This is a genomic window from Acinetobacter sp. WCHAc010052 (genome assembly GCF_002165295.2).
GTDB classification, from domain to species: Bacteria; Pseudomonadota; Gammaproteobacteria; order Pseudomonadales; family Moraxellaceae; genus Acinetobacter; species Acinetobacter chinensis.
This window is the reverse complement of record NZ_CP032143.1, coordinates 1,177,951-1,198,606: the sequence shown is the minus strand read 5'-3', so window position 1 is coordinate 1,198,606 and position 20,656 is coordinate 1,177,951. Positions and strand designations below refer to the sequence as shown.

The window sequence follows — 20,656 nt, the reverse complement described above, 5'->3', positions numbered from 1 at the left end:
TTCTTAAACTTAAAAACTGCGTCATTTTATTGACAATAAAATTGCAAAAAGTGTTCCAACATTACGCAAAACAGAGTTTTTACTGAAAATAAAATACTGATGGTTAAAATCTAAAGAGATTTCAAGAGTCGATATTGTTGTAATTCATCCAAAGAATTAATGCTGTGAAAAAACAGTGCGTGATTTTTAAAAGTTGCAACTTGAGCGTGCAAATCAGCAAAACACTGTTTTAAACTGCGCTGCTGTTGTGCAAGATGCATAGCGATGACTTGTACAGCACTACGTTTTACCAAACAAAATGGATAGAGTGCTGTTCCATTGATTTCTACATACGCCACTTCTGCCAAAGCATTGCGTGCTAAAGCCTGATGCAGTTTTTCAAGCACAGGTTTGGGAATAAATGTCACATCACATGGCACAAATAACACATAATCACTTTGCACATGTGACCATGCACTTTTCATTCCCATCAAAGCACCATGAAAACCTTGCTCATCATCTTGATAACAATGAATATTGGGAATCAATTTTTGATAAATAGAATCATCCCGATGACTATTGACCCACACCTGAGTGACTTTACTTTTAAGCTGTTGATGAATTTTAATTAGTTGGATTTGATCATCAAATTTTTGCAATAATTTATTTAAGCCATTCATGCGCCGTGCCTGACCACCTGCCAAAATGACCAATTCCGTTGGTGGATAATCTTTTCCCATGCTGATATTTTTCAGAATTGTTTTCATTCAGTCGCCTCCGCTTGACACGCTTTAATCAAACCGCGAATTTCAGGTAAACATGAGCCACAGTTGCCACCTGCTTTTAAACAGGCTGTGACTTGTTTTTCATTGGAAATATTATTTTCTTTAATGGTCTGTATAATGCGATTTTTACCGACTTTAAAACAGCTACAGACCAAAGTACCTTCGTTATTGTCCATCGACATGGCTTGTCCTGCAAGTAAAGCCTTACGATGCATCGCACTTAAACGCTCACGTTTAAATAAGCTCGCTACCCAATCCCGATCAGGTAAAAGTGCTTTCGGTGCAATATATAAACTCGCCACCAATTGCCCATTTTGCAACACCACCGTGTGGCTAATATGTGCTGTTTGATCTTCAAGATTGAGCCATTCAAAACTCTCATCTTCAAAAGGCAATAATTCTTTTAAACGTTCTGTAGTTTGACTAAAACGGTGACGATCTGCGAGTTCATAACGCACCGCTTTTGCTGTCTGAATCTTTGTCCACCACACGACATTTTCAATGCTGCTTTTGACTAAATGAGCAAAATTATCTCTGACATAAAATACGCCTTGCCACTGCGTATAAAATGGATGAATGATCACAGGCGTATGTTTAAATTCAGGTTCTCCTGAAATGGCATCTACTACAGGATTCACCACTTTACCAATCCGTGCATCGGATGCGAATTGATCATTCCAATGAATTGGTACAAAAACCTGTCCACGGCGAATATGATCACTTACAGTTGCACGCAATACACAGTTACCCCATGCGGATTGAATCTCCACCAACTCCCCATCTTGAATCCCAAACTTTAAGGCATCTTGAGGGTGGATTTCACAAAAAGGCTCGGCTTTATGCGTACTTAAATTGGCAGATAAACCTGTACGTGTCATCGTATGCCATTGATCCCGAATCCGCCCTGTATTTAAAATCAGCGGATATTCTTTATTTGTTTGATGCACAGGATCAATTGCTACAGTGGCAATAAATTTGGCTTTAGCATCGACATGGCTAAACTGACCATTGGAAAATAATTGTGCATAATCATCATTCGATTGATCAGGTCGAACTATGGGCCATTGAACAGGTTTAAGTTGGTTATATTCCTCAAAAGAAAGATCTTTCAATCCTTGTAAATTAAAATAACGGAAATGTGTGATCTCTGAACGCTTTGAAATTTCAGCATTTTGATAAGCAGAAAGTTGGGCATGTTCGATAAAAATCTCATGACTATTTTCAAAATCAAAACCCGAAAAACCTAATTTTTTCGCCACTTGTGATACTGCCCACCAATCAGCTTTGGCTTGCATCGGTGCATCTAAAAAGGCTTTTTGACGGGAAATACGGCGTTCTGAATTGGTGACTGTACCGTCTTTTTCCCCCCAACCGAGCGCAGGCAACAGTACATCTGCATATTGGGTCGTGTCGGTATCTTGGCAAATATCAGACACCACCACAAATTCACATTTTTCTAAGGCTCGTTTGACTTGATCTGCATCAGGTAAACTCACCACAGGATTGGTCGCCATAATCCAAATGGCTTTAATTTTACCGCTTTCAACAGCTTCAAATAGGTCGACCGCTTTTAACCCCGCTTGCTTGGCAATATAAGGACTCTGCCAAAATTCTTGTACTAATTGTTGATGCGCCGGATTTTCGAGTTCTAAGTGAGCCGCTAACATATTCGCCAAGCCACCGACTTCACGACCTCCCATTGCATTGGGCTGTCCTGTCATGGAAAAAGGTGCTGCGCCTAATTTACCAATTTTCCCTGTTAATAAATGACAATTAATAATGCTATTGGCTTTATCTACCCCACGAGAAGACTGATTTACCCCCATAGAAAATAAGGTCATCACCTTTTCAATTTGGGCAAATTTTTCAAAAAATAATTGTAATTTTTCAAGGGAAATCCCTGTTTTAACAGCAACATCTTCAATATTTTTTTCAGCTAAACTACTGTCTAAAGCTGCATTTAAACTTTGTGTATGATTTGCAATAAACTCATGGTCTGCATAATGATTTTGTTGTAAATATTGTAATAAACCATTGAATAAGCTGACATCCTGTCCAGGTAAAATCGGTAAATGTAAATCAGCAGCTTCACAAGTCGCAGTAAAACGGGGGTCGATCACCACAACGAATAAATCTCGCTCCTCTTTGGCTTTCATAATTCGTTGATATAGAACAGGATGACACCACGCCGTATTTGAACCTACAAGCACCACCATATCGGTATGTTCAAAATCACTATAACTTGCAGGAACGATATCTTCCCCAAAGGCACGTTTATGCGCTGCTACAGCAGAGGACATACAGAGCCGTGAATTGGTGTCGATATTGGCTGTACCCAAATAGCCTTTCACAAATTTATTGACCACATAATAGTCTTCGGTCAGTAATTGCCCTGAGACATAAAAGGCAATACTGTCACGCCCATATTGATCAATATAATGTTGAATTTTATCTGCAATTAAATCTGTTGCGGTATCCCAATCCGTCAATTGACGTGTATAGGCATAGGTATGTTCTGACTCGACTTTACGTCCAAGCATTGGATGTAAGACACGTGTTTCTAAACCTAATGTATCGGCTAGATTACTGCCTTTAATACAGAGTTTTCCGTAATTCGATGGATGCTTTTCATCACCTACAACTGATACTTTTTGTCCTAGAGCAGTTTCCTGTACTGTTGCGGTGACACCACATCCAACACCACAATAAGGACAGGTTGTATCTGTTGTTTTGATTATATTTTCTGTGGAGCTATGCAGTTCCATTACAGGGATACTATTCATTTTCTGCGATGCTCCTTGATAGTAAATAATTAATCCAATTTTGCTTTTAATTCCCCTCCTTTCAGGAGGGGTTAGGGGAGGTTTATTTTTTTGCAAGATAATTTCTTTAAAATCTGATTCAACTTTTTTTAGAGCTAGAAATATTTCACAAAGAAGATTATTCACCCTGCTTTCTTTAATGCAAAATCTTTACCAAAGAGCAATTTATTGCGAATAGAAGAAATTGGTGTTTGATCGGAAATCAGTTCTGCATACCATGCACCGTCTTCAGTATCACCGAACAACACCGCACCAATGACCTTATCTTTTTGAATAATAATACGTTTATAAATCTGACGTTTTTCATCATTTAAAATAATGTCTTCAAAATCATCTTTAGGTTCAAAGTTACCTGCTGAGAACACATCACAACCACTCACCTTTAACTGTGTCGGTACAGTAGGTGCTTTAAAGGTTAAACTGCCATGCTCTGCCAAATGTGATGCACAAATAAAGGCTTGCCCCCAAAGTGGCTCAACCAAGCCAAAAGTTTGATTACGATGTTCAATACATTCCCCCACGGCGTAAATACTTGGGTCATAGGTTTGCATGGTGTCATTGACCAATACACCACGATTACAGCGTAAACCTGCACTTTGTGCCAATGCCATATTCGGACGAATACCCACCGCAAAAACCACTAAATCAGCTTCTAATACTGTGCCATCTTTTAAACGGACTTGTTCGACGTGCCCATTTTCACCGAGTAAAGCTTCAGTATTGGCTTCGGTAATAATCTGAATGCCTTTAGCTTCAATACTTTCACGTAACATAGAACTTGCTCGGCTATCAAGCTGACGCTCCATAATGCGATCCATCAAATGCAATACCGTAACATTCATACCACGTTGTTTTAGACCGTATGCAGCTTCAAGCCCCAATAATCCACCACCAATCACCACAGCATTCTTTTTAGATTTACTGTATTCAAGCATGGTATTCACATCGTAAATATCACGGAAACTCAGCACACCTTTTAAATCCGAACCTTGCACAGGCGGGATAAATGGTTTTGAGCCTGTCGCTATAATCAGACGGTCATAATTCACCATTAAGCCTTTTACGGTATAGACTTGTTTACGTGGACGGTCGATTTTGACCACAGGATCACCCGCAATGAAGCGAATATTTTTATCGCTATACCACGCATGTGGATGCAACATAATGTCATCAATGGTTTTATCTCCTGATAACACAGGTGATAACATGATACGGTTATAGTTCCCCCATGGTTCTTCACCGATCACGGTCACTTCATAGCGATCAGGTGCCATATCGAGCAGATCTTCCAGACAACGCATCCCTGCCAAACCATTCCCCACTAAAACTAACTTCATTTTTTCTTGTGAAGAAGCATTATTGGTAATATAAGTTTTTTGTGGTGTCGGGCTGATCATGACACGACCATTTTCAATTTTGCTGGGGAACACCAAAAGTTTTTGGTCTTTATCTTCCAAACAACGCCCTGTCGCCAAGCTAAAATGCTGTTTGTAAATCGGTGACGCCACCACCCGCTCGCCTTGTAGATCACCAATAATGCCACGTGACATGACAAAGGCTTTACTGAACGGATCTTGATTACTTAGGGCATAGATACGTTTTTCATTTGCAACACGAAAAATGGCAATTTGCTGTTCGCCAATCAAAGCACCTACACCTGTATTCGCAGTGATATCATCCAAAGCGCAAATATCTATCCAATCTAATTCATTCATATCTTTTAAAACCGTCATTTTATTATCCTTTTAAACTTTTATTTAAGCTCTATATCCTTTCCTACTCTGGGGAAAATTAGATAGAAAGAGGGCTTAAAAACTAAATAAAAGTTTTTACTTTTATCAATTAAGCTTCAACCACTGGAATACGAGTTACATCACGTTCTGCATCAGTTTTTGGACGAATTTGCCCACGCACTTCTGCAAATTGGATATGTGGATCTTGCTGTTGTTCTGCTTTGGCATTGACGAAGGTCACAAAGCGTTTACGTACTTCAGGGTCTTCAATTGCAGTACGCCATTCATCTTGATAAGTGCCAATGACATGGCTCATACGGCGTTCAAGTTCATCCGCTAAACCTAAAGAATCGTTCACCACAACATCTTTGAGATAGCCCAAACCACCTTCCATATTGTCACGCCATACCGACGTCCGTTGTAAACGATCCGCGGTTTGGATATAGAACATAAAGAAACGGTCGATATATTTGATTAAGGTTTGCGTATCCAAATCAGAGGCTAAAAGTTCAGCATGGCGAGGTTTCATACCACCATTACCGCAAACATATAAATTCCAACCTTTTTCAGTTGCAATCACACCCACATCTTTACTTTGCGCTTCGGCACATTCACGAGTACATCCTGAAACTGCCATTTTTAATTTATGCGGAGAACGTAGACCTTTATAACGATTTTCTAGAAAAATGGCTAAACCGACTGAATCGTCTACCCCATAACGGCACCATGTGCTACCGACACAGGATTTTACGGTACGTAAAGATTTACCGTAGGCATGACCCGATTCAAAACCTGCATCAATCAGTTTTTGCCAAATTTCAGGCAGTTGATGCACTTGCGCACCAAACATATCGACCCGTTGTCCACCTGTAAGTTTGGTATATAAACCATATTCTTTGGCAATCTGACCAATTGCAATTAAGCCATCAGGTGTGACTTCACCACCTGCCATACGTGGCACAACAGAATACGAACCATCTTTTTGGATATTCCCTAGATAATAGTCATTACTGTCTTGCAAACCTGCATGGCTCGATTTAAGGACAAAGTCATTCCAACAAGATGCGAGAATATTGGCTACCGTTGGTTTACAAATATCACAGCCCAAACCATGCCCATGTTGTTGAATCAAATCATCAAAAGTCTTGATTTCATTGACCCGTACCAAGTGATACAACTCTTGACGTGAGTATGCAAAATGTTCACAGAGATGATTATTGACGGTTACACCTTGACGTTGTAACTCAGATTTTAGAACTTGAGTCACGAGTGGCGCACAACCACCACATGCTGTGGCTGCTTTGGTACATTTTTTTAGTGCACCGAGTGATGTTGAACCCTCTGCAATTGCTGAACAAATATCTGCTTTTGACACGTTATTACATGAACAAATCGTTGCACTATCAGGCAGTAAATCAACACCACTACCGCCTGATTTTGTTGATGATTGTGCATAACCAGGCATGATTAAACTTTCAGGATTTTCAGGCAATGCCAAACCATTCAGCATCATTTGCAACAAGTCATTGTATTCTTTGGCACAACCCACCAATACAGCACCAAGCAGTTTGGTTTTTTCAGCATTCACCACGATCTTTTTATAGGTCATGGATTCTTCATCAGCATAAAAATAGCTGAGAGAATTTGGTGTCATCGCATGTGCATCACCCACAGACGCCACATCTACACCCATCAGTTTTAACTTGGTACTCATGTCTGCACCTGCAAACTCAGTACAGCTTTGCGCCATGACATGTTTTGCAGCAATACGCGCCATGTCATAACCAGGTGCAACTAAACCGTAAATTTTATTTTGCCACAGTGCACATTCACCGATTGCATAAATATCAGCATCAGAGGTTTGACAATAATCATTAATGACAATACCGCCACGCTCACCAATGGCTAAACCACTGATCCGTGCCAATTCATCACGTGGACGAATTCCTGCGGAAAATAAAACAATATCCGTTTCAAGTTCAGAACCATCGCCAAATTTCATCACATGCATGGCATTTACACCATTTTCAATAGATGATGTGGCTTTTTGCGTATGAACGTTCACCCCTAAATTTTCGATCTTAGAACGTAAAACTTTACCGCCCAAATCATCAATTTGCACCGCCATTAAACGTGGTGCAAACTCGACGACATGCGTCTCTAGGTCTAAATCACGTAAAGCTTTGGCAGCTTCTAAGCCAAGTAAACCGCCACCGATGACCACACCTGATTTGGCATTTAAACTTGCAGCACGAATTGCATCCAAATCGTCAATAGTACGGTAAACAAAACAATTTTCACGATCATTGCCTTGAATAGGTGGAACAAAAGCATAAGAACCTGTGGCAAGAACGAGTTTGTCATAGCTGATCACATCGCCATGATTGGTGGTCACGGTTTTATTAGCGATATCAATCGCCGTAGCTTTGGTGCTTAGACGTAAATCAATACCATAAGCATCCGCAAAATCACTACGACATAAAGTTAAGTCTTTGACAGACTTGCCTGTGAAATACTCAGTTAAATGTACACGGTCATACGCCAAACGTGGTTCTTCTGCCAAAATGGTCATTTCTACGTCATCACTTGCATGTTCCAACACAGATTCAATGAATTTGTGACCCACCATGCCATGACCAATCATCACTAATTTCATCTCAATTCTCCTCAATTTTTATCGTTATTTATCTATTAAGCTGCACTATTTTGTTTCATGGTTGTGGAAGCCTGTTCCATGCGACTACGCTCCAATAGCGCTTCTTCAAACAATTTTTGTTCTTTTTCTTTATGTTCCACAGAGAAGCGAATCATCAGCACACAACTTGCAGCGATTACCACTAAACCACCGAGTACCATCAAGGTCGTTTGAATGTCTAACATCCCCTTAAGTAAGAAACCTGCTGCCACTGCACCAACATTTCCTCCTGCACCAATAATGCCTGCTACACCACCCAAAGCATCACGGTCAATAAATGGAACGAGCGCATAAGTCGCACCGCATGCCATATGTGTAAAGAGTGCGAATACTGTCATGGCAAGAATCGCAAGGATTGCTGTATTCATTTGTGAGAATACAATCAAGAATAAACCTTCCATCAAGATCATTGCGAATAACACTTTGGTACGACCATCTAAACCTTTTTGAGTCGCAATTTTGTCGGAAACAATGCCACCCAAAGCTCGAGCAAACAGTGCCAATAAACCGAAAATGCCTGCTGCCATCCCTGCTTCTTTTAAGCCAAAGTGGAAATGATCTACGTAATACATTGCGACAATGTTATGAATAAAGATTTCGATGCCAAAACAAGCTGCATACGCACCAAATAAAATCCAGACACGGTAGTTTTTTGCTGCATGTTTGAGAATGGCAATCCCACCTTTTTTATCACTCCCCACTTGGTTACCTTGCGCACGCAGTTCTTTAAAATCACCTTGTGGACAGTCTTGGGTAAATTTCCAATACATCGCTCCAACAATCAGCATCAATACACCAGGTACGATCAGCGCAACTCTCCAACCCATCACTTGCTCTACACCGAACATCACCAATGCACTGAGCATCAAAGGCATTAACGCTTGTGTAGCACCACCACCCGCATTGCCCCAACCTGCTGTGGTGGCATTGGCAGTCCCGACTACATTCGGTGCAAACATAATACTTGTATGGTATTGCGTGATGACAAAGCTTGCGCCAATCGCACCGATTAATAAGCGGAAGAATAAAAAGGATTCATAGCTATTTGCTGAAGCCACACCAAAAACAGGGATACTGCCGATGATCAGTAATGCGGTATAGGTTTTACGTGGGCCATATTTATCACAGAGTGGGCCAACAATCAGACGCACAAGAATCGTGATCGCAACAGCAGCAATATTAATATTGGCAATTTGATCTTTAGTAAGATGAAATTCACCTGCGATTACAGGCATCAGTGGTGCGCAAGCAAACCATGAAAAGAAACAGACAAAAAATGCGAGCCAACTCATGTGGAAGGCTCGCATCGCCGCGCCGTTAAAACTGAAAAGACTTATTTTTGTTGCTTTTTTAGCATGTAAATTTGAAGACATAACCTTCTCCAGACTGAACTGAGCGTATAGTTTTCCTACAGCACAAATACTTGTGATGTAGAAGCGATCAGAACGGACGTCGTTGGCCGTCTTACAAATTTGATTTAGAGTCGTCTTTGACTCATCAGAAACAAAGCAATGAATGTGCCAATATTAATAAAAATACATTAAGATATTGTTTTAAATACATTTAATATATTATTTTTTGACAGGATTATAAATTTAGCAATATCTATAAAAATCTGTCCGTACTTATGTTTGAAGAGATGCAATGAATTTGCGCATTTTGCATCATTCAAGTGCACAACGATAAATTTTGCGTACTAAAACTTTACATCCCGCTGTTTTATGAGAAAAATATTCAATACTTGAATGGCATAATAATTGCTTCGGCATAGAATACCCTCAGGCTTTCCCTGATATATCATGCCAAAACTTAAAATAGCCTTGATTGATGATGATTCTGAACGTGTAGAATTCGTTAAAAAAACCTTAATTGAACATCAGTTTGATGTGGTGGCTTGTCTGATGACAGATCAACTGAATGCATTTTATTTACAACAAATACATGCGGATGTGATTTTACTGGACATGGATCATCCACATCGTGACATCATTGAAAGCTGTGTCAGCCAATTTGACCTGCCCACAGTTCTTTTCACAAAGAACGGACACAAAGAAACCATTAAAAGTGCAATTGAAGCAGGACTGACAGCTTACATCGTAGATGGAATTCAGCCTGCAAAATTAGACAATATTTTAGAAATAGCCATCGAACAATATAAAAAACATAAAAAGCTGCTGAATGATTTGCATGAAACTAAAAGTAAACTGGCAGATCGAAAAGACATTGAAAAAGCAAAAGTTTTATTAATGAACTTACATCAGCTTAATGAAGAACAATCCTTTCAGTTGCTACGAAAAAATGCCATGAGCCATCGTATGACCATTGGTGAAATGTCCAGACGCTTACTGGATGCTCAACTTCTCTTATCACAATCACAGTTCAAGGAGTAATGCATGAATACACTGGAAAAAACCGATATTCAACTGGGATATATTCCATTACTGGACTGTACTGCGATTCTTTGGGCACAGCATCAAGGCTATTTCAAAGCACAAGGGTTGAATGTCACACTGGTCAAAGAAGCATCCTGGACAAGCCTGCGCGACCGTCTGGCATTTGACATTTTAGATGCAGCGCATTGTTTATCCGCAATGCTGCCAGCGGCAGCAATTGGTGAGGATCAACTGGGTATTCCGCTGCAAACTTCACTGGTTCTCAGTACAAATCGTGCCTTTATCAGCCTGAGTCAGAAATTATGCTGGGACCTGGATATAAGTGAACACGACAGTCCTGCTGAGTCTGCCACTAAACTGAAAACTGCCATACAATCAGGTCAGAAAGTACGGCTTGCACATGTATTTAAGCACTCTATCCACCATTATTGCTTAAGAGAATGGCTGGCTCTGGCTGATGAACAATTTGCTGAAAGCTATCCGTTATCCACTTTACCTCCCCCTTACATGGTCGATGCCATTTCCACACAGCTCATTGATGGTTTTTGTGTTGGTGAACCCTGGAATATTCATGCTCAAATTCAAGGTTACAGTCAGGTCATTGCTGACAGCAAACAGATTATTCCTGAAGTGGCAGATAAAGTTTTAGCTGTAACTCAGGAATGGGTAAAAAAACATCCACACACATTAAAAGCAGTTGAAACGGCAATTCAGATGGCGCAACAGGATCTGCAAACATTTGATTCTCTGGATGAGGTGTGGCAGATGCTTGAAGACAGCAACATTATCCGTTTTAAATGTTCACCCTGGATTCATACTGATAAATTTAATAAAATACAGGATATTATCCGCTCATTCGGCTTACAGAAAAATATAAAATCCAGTGATTTTGAGTGGATTCTGCTACAGATGTGCAAATGGGATAATCGACAGCTCGAAGCGGAACAGATTCAAAAGATTGCGAATCAGTGTACCGGTATCACCATTCAAAGTTGAATCTATGGCAGGATTTTGATCCACCTTGATCACTTTGATTTATTCAGGGAAATGCCTTTGAATATTTACAGCACGTTCCATGGCAAACTGACAGATATTTTGGGTTTTAAATGCTTCTGGAATATATTTAAAACTTGAAGGACTCAGCTTAAGTGCTGTTTTCAGCAATGTTTCGGAATAAAAATCTAAAAACTGAATGACATTAGGTTTACGAACCAGTGCTTCGAGCCACAATGCTTCATCTGCACGTTTGAGAAACTGGATCGCATAGGGGCGAAGCCGCACAGCTACATCACATAAGGTATTGCTGGGCTGTTCAATAAACTGGATTGCCATTGGATTTTTTTCAATGGCTATCAACTTCATCGCTTCTGTCGGTGCTCTGATATTTTGAATAGCCAGTCCATTTTTTTTGATTGCACTCAGACAAAGCTCAGTTGTCTGGTACTTTACATATTTAATCGCCAGTGCATGTGTCTGTACAGCAGTTTCACAAATTTTTAAACATTGATTTTTAACATATTGCAAGGCAAAACCATTTTGCTTTACGGCAGCCATGCAAATTTCATGACTCGGAAAAAGCACATACTTTAATGCCAAGCCTTCATTTTTTACCGCTTGTAAAAGTACAGCTTCAGTTGGCTCATAAATATGCTGCAATAAGTCGCCATTTTGTTGCACAACGAATAAACAAATATTTTCTGTTTGCTTTTTGACAAATTTTATTGCACGCGGATTCTGCTGCACCGCAGTCATACACAGTTCTTCAGTCTGTTTTTCAATATATTGAAGATATAAACCATTTTCTTTTACAGCTTTTAAATTGCTTTCATCCGATGGGTAATATAGCGCACGTAATTCCATTGCAATACTTCTTCCAATGAATCTTTGAATCTGCAAATGAATATTTTAAAGATCAACATTTAAAGAATTTCTGAAGATATTTTTTCACATTTCCTTGTTGATCAAAGGAAAATTTTCATTCAAAAAAGCTGATAAGAATACACAGAGATGCCTGTCAGACATCTCTGGGCACAATAGAATTAAGCTGTTTGCTGTGCTTTCAGCATATTCAGTGCAACATCCACAATCATGTCTTCCTGACCACCCACCATGCGGCGTTTACCCAATTCAACTAAAATATCGAATGCTGACAGACCATACTTTTCAGCTGCCGTTTCAGTATGATGCAGGAAGCTTGAATAAACGCCTGCATAACCCAGTGCCAGAGTCTCACGGTCTACACGAACGGGTCGCTCCTGTAATGGACGGACAATATCTTCAGCTGCATCGATCAGCTTTTTCACATCACAACCATGATTTAAACCCATACGCTGAACAGCAGCGATGAATACTTCCAATGGTGCATTACCTGCTCCCGCTCCCATACCTGTCAAACTTGCATCAACACGGTTACAGCCATGTTCAAGTGCAACGATACTGTTGGCTACCCCAAGGCTTAAATTGTGATGCGCATGCATGCCTGTTTCTGTTTCTGGCTTAAGCACATCTTTCATGGCTTTGAAACGGTCGGCAATATCATACATATTCATTGCGCCACCCGAGTCCACCACATAAATACACTCTGCACCGTAACTTTCCATCAACTTGCCCTGCTGTGCCAAGCCCTCAGGTGTATTCATGTGACTCATCATTAAAAAGCCAACTGTGTCCATCCCCAGCTCACGCGCATATTCAATGTGCTGTCTGGATACATCTGCTTCTGTACAGTGCGTTGCCACACGTACCACGCGCGCGCCAGCATCATAAGCTGCTTTCAAGTCATGAATCGTACCTATACCAGGCAATAGTAGCGTCGCAACTTTGGCATTTTTCACTTCACTGGCTACGGCTTCAATCCACTCTAAATCAGTATGTGCGCCAAAGCCGTAGTTAAAGCTTGAACCTTGCAAGCCATCACCGTGCGCAACTTCTATACTGTCCACACCTGCATCATCTAAAGCACGGGCAATCTGTCGTACCTGATCGAGTGAATACTGATGACGAATCGCATGCATGCCGTCACGCAGCGTGACATCAGAAACATAGATTTTACGTTGTGAATCAATCATTTTTATGCTCCTTCTGCTGCAGTTTGTGTTTGATTTAAATGCGTTTCAGCAAATCGTTCTGCTGCTGCGAGTGCTGCACTGGTCATAATATCCAGGTTGCCTGCATAAGCTGGTAAGTAATGCGCTGCGCCTTCTACTTCCAGAAAGATCGAAACTTTTAAGCCTGGCAGTTTACCAAGACCTGAAATATTCAGAGGACGGTCTGCATTAAATTCTTCAAACTGTACTTCCTGCTTTAAACGGTAACCTGGTACATAGGCATGTACGGCATCTGCCATGTCCTGAACAGACTGCCGGATTGCATCCTGATCAGCTCCCAGTTCAGCAAAGCAATACACCGTATCACGCATAATCAGTGGCGGTTCAGCTGGATTCATAATAATGATCGCTTTACCTTTCTGCGCACCACCGATCTGTTCAATCGCTTTCGACGTAGTTTCAGTAAACTCGTCAATATTGGCACGGGTACCAGGTCCTGCGGACTTACTGGCAATGGAAGCAATGATTTCGGCATAGTGCACAGGTGTGATACGTGAAACTGCACGTACCATTGGAATCGTAGCCTGACCACCACAAGTCACCATGTTAATGTTCGGAGCATCGAGATGTTCATCCAGATTTACCACGGGTACGACATAAGGACCGATTGCCGCTGGTGTCAGGTCAATAACCTGAATACCATACTGCTGCAATACCGCATTGTGGTGCTCATGTGCGCCAGCCGAGGTCGCATCAAAGACAATTTTAATGTCTTTAAACGATGGTAATTTCAGTAAACCTTCTACACTTTCAGCCGTAATTTCAAAGCCAAAGCGTGCAGCACGCGCTAAACCATCCGAGTTCGGGTCTGCACCGACCATTGCCGCCATTTCCAGATACTGTGCATTGCGCATGATTTTAATCATCAGGTCGGTACCAATATTGCCCGAACCAATGATGGCGCATTTAATTTTTGTCATGTTCTAATCCTTAAATTATTTATCCGCCAAAGCCATTAAACACTGAAAGCAGCGGTGACTGAGCCAAAACCATCAATATTGACCTGATAAGACTCGCCTGCCTGTACTGCCACCATCGGCCCCAATGCACCAGTTAAAACGATATCACCTGCTTGCAATGGGCGACCACGTTTGACCATTTCATCAGCCAACCAGACTGCTGCATTCAGCGGGTGGTCAAGGCATGCTTTACCGATCCCTTCTGATACAACTTCACTTGCGCAGATCATCTGCATACGGCAGTTCACAAGATCTACATCAGTCAGCTGCATTTTTTGACTGCCCAGAACAAAGGCAGCGGAGGATGCGTTATCAGCCACGGTATCCAGTAAAGAAATTTTCCAGTTTTCAATGCGACTGTCCACGATTTCAATCGCTGCCACGGCATAATCCGTTGCGGCGATAATATCTTCGATACTGTGCTGTTTCTGAGTTAAATCTGCTTTGAGCACCAGTGCAATTTCTGCTTCAACTTTGGGCTGAATCAGCTTACTGAAAGGAATGACCTGACCATCTGCATAAGCCATATCATCAAACAGCATGCCAAAATCAGGCGAATCCACACCCAGTTGTTTTTGTACAGCAAACGAAGTCAAGCCGATCTTTTTACCCACCAGACGACGACCATTATTCAATGCTCGCTGAGTATTGATATCCTGTACTGCATAGGCATGATCGGCAGTCGCTTCATGGCCCAATTGCTCACGAACAGGTGCAATTGCTGTACGGTTTTTCTCTGCATGATATAAAGTATCTGCAATTGCATGTTCAATCGCTGACATCGACTGCTCCTTTTGAATTATGTCTTTTTTCAGGCATAGCTTCGCCTAAGCATGACTGCCCAATGTTTTAAATGTTTTTGTATCTGATTCAGCTCAGCGGTAATCAGCCAGTCTGAGCTGAGATTGTGATTTAGTCAGTAATACTGACATTTTTACCGCTTTTCAGCTCTGCCATGCGGTCGTTTAATTCGCCATCGACATAGTACAGTTCGGTAAAGCAGCCAATCTGTTCACGTGTATCAAAATAAACCCACCGGCAGTTGCCGAATGGCCCCTCAAAGAAACCTGCCATAGCTTTTGGAATACCTAAATCTAAATAATGCTGTTCTGCCTGTGCATATTCAGTCGCATCTTTCTGACGGAAACCAATATGATGCGGACCTTTACCTTTATCATCCAGCCAGTCTTTATAGACACTTTTACCGCCATCATGGCGTGCAAGCTCAATGAGAGTTTCACCAGCAAAGCCATACGCGCAGCTGAACTGAAAATCACCTGGCTGACCGTAATATTCTTTCTCTTTTTGAGTTTGCGATAAACCTTCCGCGACATTCCAGACTTCAACGCCATTGGTCTTGCTGAAAAAATCCATCGCCTGCTGTAAGTCGTCAACCACAAAACAGATCTGATCAAAACGCTTACTCAACATATTGGTTACTGTCTGAGTCATCGTGAATTCCTTATGCCGATTCTAAAATACGGAAGCTGATCGCTTGCGCAGGACATGCGCTGACTAAGTCTACAATTTCACTTTCACGGGAAAAATCAACTTCATGCAATTTTAACTGCGCCACCTGGCTTCCATCTGGTATTTCAAAAATATCTTCAGACATGAGGCACATGCCATAACCCTGACATTGGTGAGTATCCAACACTATTTCAATTTTTTGGTTGCTCATGAGATTCATCCTTTAATTTCAAATCAAGCAGGCAGTTTCTGACTTACAGAAACACGCCTAAATTCGGTGTGCGTAAAACCGCTTCGGTTAAAATCGCTTTACGTTTCAGTAAGCGTACCCCCTGCTCGGTCAGTTTTAATGTATCTACACGACGGTAAGGAATAATATCGCCCTGTTCATCATGACCGCGCTGACGGTACATGATGGTCGCACTGTGTACATTCACCACATCTGCATGTTCAGTCGGCTCAATCATGACGCTGCCAATCACTCGCAAAGTCCGTGATGGAGGAACTTCTGCCCATGCCTGACCCGATGCCATTCGGTCAATACGGACTTTAATATGTGCTTTTTTATCCAGCACACGATATGCCTCTCCAGGAAATTCATCTTTAAAATGATAAGAGCTGATACGTAATGGCACTTCATAAACAATTTCATCATCTAAAAGTGCAAACCACTCATCAAAACGACGCTCATCAAGTAACAGAGCCTCCCTGGCCAAAAAATTATGGACGGTGTTCTGCAGTCATATTCTTAATCGCAACATTGCCATCAAAAATGCCTTGTGCGCCAATCACGGCGTCTAAACGTCCATATTTCTGCACAATCTGCTGCTGACAAAATTCCAGATCAGCAATTCTGGTCACATCACAGGTCAACAGGAGATCCCGCTCTGAAAATTCAGTTTCCAATTGTTGAATTTTCTCCGTGGAAATATCCGTCACAATCACCTCAGCACCCTGCATTTTGCAATAACGGGCAATGCCTAAACCCAGTCCAGAGCCTGCACCAGTAATTAAAACTACATGATTTTCCAGTAGCACCATTCCTGAACCTCCTTATTCAAAAGGCTGAAAAAAATCAGCCTTTTAAGCACTTATTAAGTGATAATTAAATTAAAATTCTGCAGGTAAATTAGCAGGTTTTGGTCGGTCTTTCATATACATCGGCACGGATATATTCAATGCAAAACGACCATCGTTACTGACTGCATTCTTTGTTTCAAGATCCTTACTCCAGCTTAAACCCACAAATAAGCCACGACCAAAATCCTGTAACAACTGTACGCCCAGACCCATTTGGCGAGCTTTTCCATTGGTCGTGCCATAATATGCCGTACCCTTGTTTTCATCACTGGTGACCTGTTCCCGCACGTAGCCAACTGGACCTATCTGTAAGCCCTGATGAATAAAATCAACTTTTTTCAGTACAGTCGCGTCAAAGAACAGTTCATCGCCGGAATCGTATTTATTTTCTTTATTTTCAAAATTATAAAAATAGTAAGATTCAAGTGAAATATTCCAGTCCTGATTCATCAGGCTATAGCCCGCTCTCGGGTTGATCGACCAGTACTCACCACTTGTATTGGTACCTCCCTGTTTCCATGAACCTGTCGTGGTGATAGCACCTAAACCTGCACTGAAAAACTGCCCTGGTTTCAACGTCCAGGCAATATCAGCAAAATGCACATCAATATTGGCAATGTTGTTATTTGAATGTTTACCAGGTTCACCCAGCATAGGATTGCTGATGTTTTCTTCCGCCATAATGAACGGGATTGCAAGCCATGCACGATAATCACCACCCAATACTTTCATACCTGGGGTATAAATGAAAATCGAAGTAGATGCAGGGGCATTCAGCTTTAAGCCCATGTTGTCGCCATTATCATCTTTTAACTGACCATTCAGATGCTTGGTTGAACTGGTGTAATACAGTCCAGGCGGCAAAGGTGCATTCAATGGAATACCCATCGTATTGCCAGCAGGTGCCTGTGGTGATGCCCCTGGCTCTAAAGCCATAACAGTTTGAGAAATATATAAAGATAAAATGCTGAAAGCACAGATATGCTTAAGTTGTTGTCTGAACATTGCCTACTCCATTAGCGCTGTTTATTCCCAATACCTAAACTATTGAAATGCAGACGCTGAAGTCACTAAAAAAGCATGAAAGCAGTTATCAAATTATTAGATAGCAGGCAGCATTTGTAAGAATTAAATCTGCATTTCTACATGTTTATATGACGTAAATTTTGAAGATAAGAAAATCGGTGCAGGAATATCAGAAATCATTGATAAATTCCCGTATGACAGGAAGTACCAGAATACCTGTTATTTTTATTGATTTAATTTGAGGCTGTCAGCATAAAACTTTCCTGTTCAATACAGGTAAGTTCTCAGTCTGATATATTATTGTAATTTGCCTTGATAGCATGTCGCTATGCGTATTTCATCATAATTGATATACAGTGATGTGTGCTGATAAAAACCTGGTTACATATCAGGTGTCTACCATAAGCAAAAGCCTTACACTGTCGATTTTAAAACCGAAGCAATCAAAGTAATTAACAGCAATATTTCAAAAATACAAAATCAAATGGCTAAATATTTTTACAAGTTAACTGCCTGAATAAAACTTCCCAAGTGAAAGATTCCGGTTAATTAAGAAAACATCAACCGGTTTACAAAGCTCGTCTCAATTTAAATATTCATTCAATAGAACTAACTCTCAATACGATACTGAAATGTATTTTTAACATTCAATACGCTGGTCGGTTTACCATCGACTAAACGAGGCTGATATTTAAAAGCGAGCGCAGCCTGAATCGAAGGTCGTACAAACATTGGATGACAGTCACCTTGTGCCTTTGGATTTTCTACCCGCCCTTTTTCATTCACGCTGTACACCACTGTACAATCCCCCTCCAGCTTACGATCCAGTGCCGATTCAGGATAGGCAGGTGCAATTTTTGAAACAGGTTGATAATTTTTAACATCAAATGATTCAGGTTGAGTTTGTGTTTTGGGTTCTACTGTTTTCTGGGTCTTAGTCTGAGTTAAGGTTTCTGTCTTCGCCTGACTCTCAACAACTTTCTTTGTTTCCGTCGTTGTACTTTGCTCTTCTGTTACAACTTGCTGTGATTGTTTTTTTGCTGTAGTTGCAGTCTTATTACTCTGCGACTCTACAAACTTTTTGCTGGTTTTCTGCTGGGCTTCGGCAGGCATTTCTTTCTGTTTTTGGGGGACAGGCTTATTTGCAACTTTTTCTTCAACCATTGGTTCAGGCTTTTCAGGTTTAGGTTGTTGTTTGGCAGGAGGTGGTATTTGCACAAATTGCAATTGAATGGTTTTCGGCTTTGGTTCCGCCAATGTTTCATGCATCTCAACCGTACATAACCATGCAATTAACGCAATATGCAATCCAGCCGTGACCGAAAGTGCCAGACCCTGATCACGGAACCTGATTCTGGAAATGGTTGCCATCATGATTGTGGTTCCTCTGTCACCAGCCCCAGGTTCGTTACACCACTTTTTTGCAAGGATGCAATCGCCTGAGCAACCAGTTGATAATCGGCATCCTGATCAGCGCGTATATAAAACTGCAGGCTTTTATCTTTTTGAATCATCGGAATCAGCTTTTGTTGCATACTGGCTAAATCAATGGCTTGATCTGTGACTTTCTCAGTGTTCACTTCTGTACCAATATTCCAGTAATACTGACCATTGGCCTGGATCGACAATGTCACGATACGCTGCTGTTGTGACGCAGGCATGACATTGGCATCGACTTTAGGTAAGTCAATCTGAATACCTTGTGTCAGCATTGGTGCAGTCACCATAAAAATCACCAACAGCACTAGCATGACATCAATATAGGGAACGACATTCATTTCGGCATTGAGTTTTAATTTTTGAGGACGCTTAATCATGGCTTTTGCTCCTTAACGCGAAGTGCGCTCAGTGTGCCCCAACAAACGATAAATACGCGTCTGCAACTCATTGGCAAAACCGTAATAACGACTGGAAAGCTTGTCAGCACGTGCCGAAAAACGGTTATACGCCACCACCGCAGGAATAGCGGCAAATAAACCAATGGCTGTTGCAATCAGCGCTTCTGCAATCCCTGGTGCAACTGTATTTAAAGTTGCCTGTTCAACACCAGACAGTCCAATAAACGCATTCATAATGCCCCAGACTGTTCCAAACAGACCAATATAAGGACTGACTGAACCCACTGTTGCAAGAAAGGTCAGATTCTGCTGAAGCTTTTCTTCTTCTTCACTGATGCTGCTGAGTAAGCGTCGTTCCACCCCATCAATTACATCACTTGTGGTGAGTTGTTCATCTTTGATCAATTGGTTGTACTCATCCAGACCATGATGAAAAATGCTGACAACACCTTTTTGCTGTTCAGGCTGCTGATAGTCCTGATGTAAAAGATTAAGATCTTTTTGCTGTCTAAAATTCTTTAAAAAGCGGTTCCAAAGCTGTTCCTGTCCACGAAGTAACATGCCGTGACGCACGATCAGATACCAGCTTACAACTGAGGATAAAACCAAAATCAACATCACCACTTTAACCAATACACTGGCATGACTGATCAGCATCCAGACTGACATTTGATCCATTGTTGCTTGCATAACGCACTCCAATTTTTTTACTGCATTGTGCAGCACATATATTTTTAAAATGGGCTGGGATTCTTTAGCAGCCCATGTA

At 41.2% G+C, this 20,656-nt stretch carries 19 protein-coding genes; 2 read left to right on the top strand and 17 right to left on the bottom strand.

The features are described from left to right. Positions 1-110 precede the first annotated feature (110 nt). From mobA to CDG61_RS05995, 5 genes are all read right to left on the bottom strand, one after another. On the bottom strand, positions 111-746 hold the full coding sequence (gene mobA / locus CDG61_RS06015) for a molybdenum cofactor guanylyltransferase (RefSeq protein ID WP_087550763.1): 636 nt from the start codon (positions 744-746) through the stop codon (positions 111-113). After that, entirely contained in the window at positions 743-3,547 is a 2,805-nt protein-coding gene (locus CDG61_RS06010; RefSeq protein WP_087550762.1) for a nitrate reductase, read from the bottom strand. Before CDG61_RS06010 ends, mobA begins: the two co-directional genes overlap by 4 nt. Before the next feature lie 161 nt (positions 3,548-3,708). Next, positions 3,709-5,319 (bottom strand): nitrite reductase small subunit NirD, encoded by a 1,611-nt coding sequence (gene nirD / locus CDG61_RS06005; RefSeq protein WP_087550761.1) that lies wholly within the window; start codon positions 5,317-5,319, stop codon positions 3,709-3,711. 109 nt (positions 5,320-5,428) lie between these two features. Beyond that, positions 5,429-7,975 carry a nitrite reductase large subunit NirB gene (nirB, locus tag CDG61_RS06000; protein ID WP_087550760.1) on the bottom strand — a complete coding sequence of 849 codons (2,547 nt, stop codon included), beginning with the start codon at positions 7,973-7,975 and terminating at the stop codon, positions 5,429-5,431. 35 nt (positions 7,976-8,010) lie between these two features. Then, positions 8,011-9,387, bottom strand: a complete 1,377-nt coding sequence (locus tag CDG61_RS05995) for an MFS transporter (RefSeq protein ID WP_087550759.1) — start codon at positions 9,385-9,387, stop codon at positions 8,011-8,013. A 426-nt stretch (positions 9,388-9,813) separates the two neighbouring features. On the opposite strand from CDG61_RS05995, the gene CDG61_RS05990 reads away from it, so the two are divergent. Beyond that, positions 9,814-10,404: an ANTAR domain-containing response regulator gene (locus CDG61_RS05990; protein ID WP_087550758.1), complete on the top strand. Its 591-nt coding sequence runs from the start codon at positions 9,814-9,816 to the stop codon at positions 10,402-10,404. A 3-nt stretch (positions 10,405-10,407) separates the two neighbouring features. Beyond that, the gene (locus CDG61_RS05985) at positions 10,408-11,403 is read left to right on the top strand and encodes an ABC transporter substrate-binding protein (RefSeq protein ID WP_087550757.1); all 996 of its coding nucleotides are present in this window, start codon (positions 10,408-10,410) and stop codon (positions 11,401-11,403) included. Positions 11,404-11,442: 39 nt separating this feature from the next. On the opposite strand, the gene CDG61_RS05980 is transcribed toward CDG61_RS05985, so the two are convergent. The 12 genes from CDG61_RS05980 to tolQ form a co-directional block, all read right to left on the bottom strand. Further along, a complete protein-coding gene (locus CDG61_RS05980; protein WP_087550756.1) occupies positions 11,443-12,267 on the bottom strand; it encodes a DUF4116 domain-containing protein in 825 nt (274 codons plus the stop codon). Positions 12,268-12,446: 179 nt separating this feature from the next. Beyond that, a complete protein-coding gene (gene dmpG / locus CDG61_RS05975; protein ID WP_087550755.1) occupies positions 12,447-13,475 on the bottom strand; it encodes a 4-hydroxy-2-oxovalerate aldolase in 1,029 nt (342 codons plus the stop codon). A gap of 2 nt (positions 13,476-13,477) precedes the next feature. Continuing rightward, entirely contained in the window at positions 13,478-14,434 is a 957-nt protein-coding gene (locus CDG61_RS05970) for an acetaldehyde dehydrogenase (acetylating) (protein ID WP_087550754.1), read from the bottom strand. 35 nt (positions 14,435-14,469) lie between these two features. Continuing rightward, positions 14,470-15,255 (bottom strand): 2-keto-4-pentenoate hydratase, encoded by a 786-nt coding sequence (locus CDG61_RS05965; RefSeq protein ID WP_087550753.1) that lies wholly within the window; start codon positions 15,253-15,255, stop codon positions 14,470-14,472. A gap of 130 nt (positions 15,256-15,385) precedes the next feature. Then, positions 15,386-15,925, bottom strand: a complete 540-nt coding sequence (locus CDG61_RS05960) for a VOC family protein (protein ID WP_087550752.1) — start codon at positions 15,923-15,925, stop codon at positions 15,386-15,388. A 10-nt stretch (positions 15,926-15,935) separates the two neighbouring features. Then, entirely contained in the window at positions 15,936-16,154 is a 219-nt protein-coding gene (locus tag CDG61_RS05955) for a ferredoxin (protein ID WP_087550751.1), read from the bottom strand. 43 nt (positions 16,155-16,197) lie between these two features. Further along, positions 16,198-16,659, bottom strand: a complete 462-nt coding sequence (locus CDG61_RS05950) for an aromatic-ring-hydroxylating dioxygenase subunit beta (RefSeq protein WP_228199622.1) — start codon at positions 16,657-16,659, stop codon at positions 16,198-16,200. A gap of 4 nt (positions 16,660-16,663) precedes the next feature. Then, a complete protein-coding gene (locus CDG61_RS05945; RefSeq protein ID WP_087550749.1) occupies positions 16,664-16,984 on the bottom strand; it encodes an SDR family NAD(P)-dependent oxidoreductase in 321 nt (106 codons plus the stop codon). Positions 16,985-17,053: 69 nt separating this feature from the next. Beyond that, the gene (locus CDG61_RS05940) at positions 17,054-18,028 is read right to left on the bottom strand and encodes a SphA family protein (RefSeq protein WP_087550748.1); all 975 of its coding nucleotides are present in this window, start codon (positions 18,026-18,028) and stop codon (positions 17,054-17,056) included. Between the two features lie 630 nt (positions 18,029-18,658). Continuing rightward, positions 18,659-19,423 (bottom strand): energy transducer TonB, encoded by a 765-nt coding sequence (locus CDG61_RS05935; protein WP_171405578.1) that lies wholly within the window; start codon positions 19,421-19,423, stop codon positions 18,659-18,661. Then, positions 19,420-19,866 carry a protein TolR gene (gene tolR / locus CDG61_RS05930; protein WP_087550747.1) on the bottom strand — a complete coding sequence of 149 codons (447 nt, stop codon included), beginning with the start codon at positions 19,864-19,866 and terminating at the stop codon, positions 19,420-19,422. The genes CDG61_RS05935 and tolR overlap by 4 nt, the downstream gene beginning before the upstream one ends. Before the next feature lie 12 nt (positions 19,867-19,878). Next, positions 19,879-20,577 carry a protein TolQ gene (gene tolQ, locus CDG61_RS05925; protein WP_068974782.1) on the bottom strand — a complete coding sequence of 233 codons (699 nt, stop codon included), beginning with the start codon at positions 20,575-20,577 and terminating at the stop codon, positions 19,879-19,881. Between the last annotated feature and the right edge of the window lie 79 nt (positions 20,578-20,656).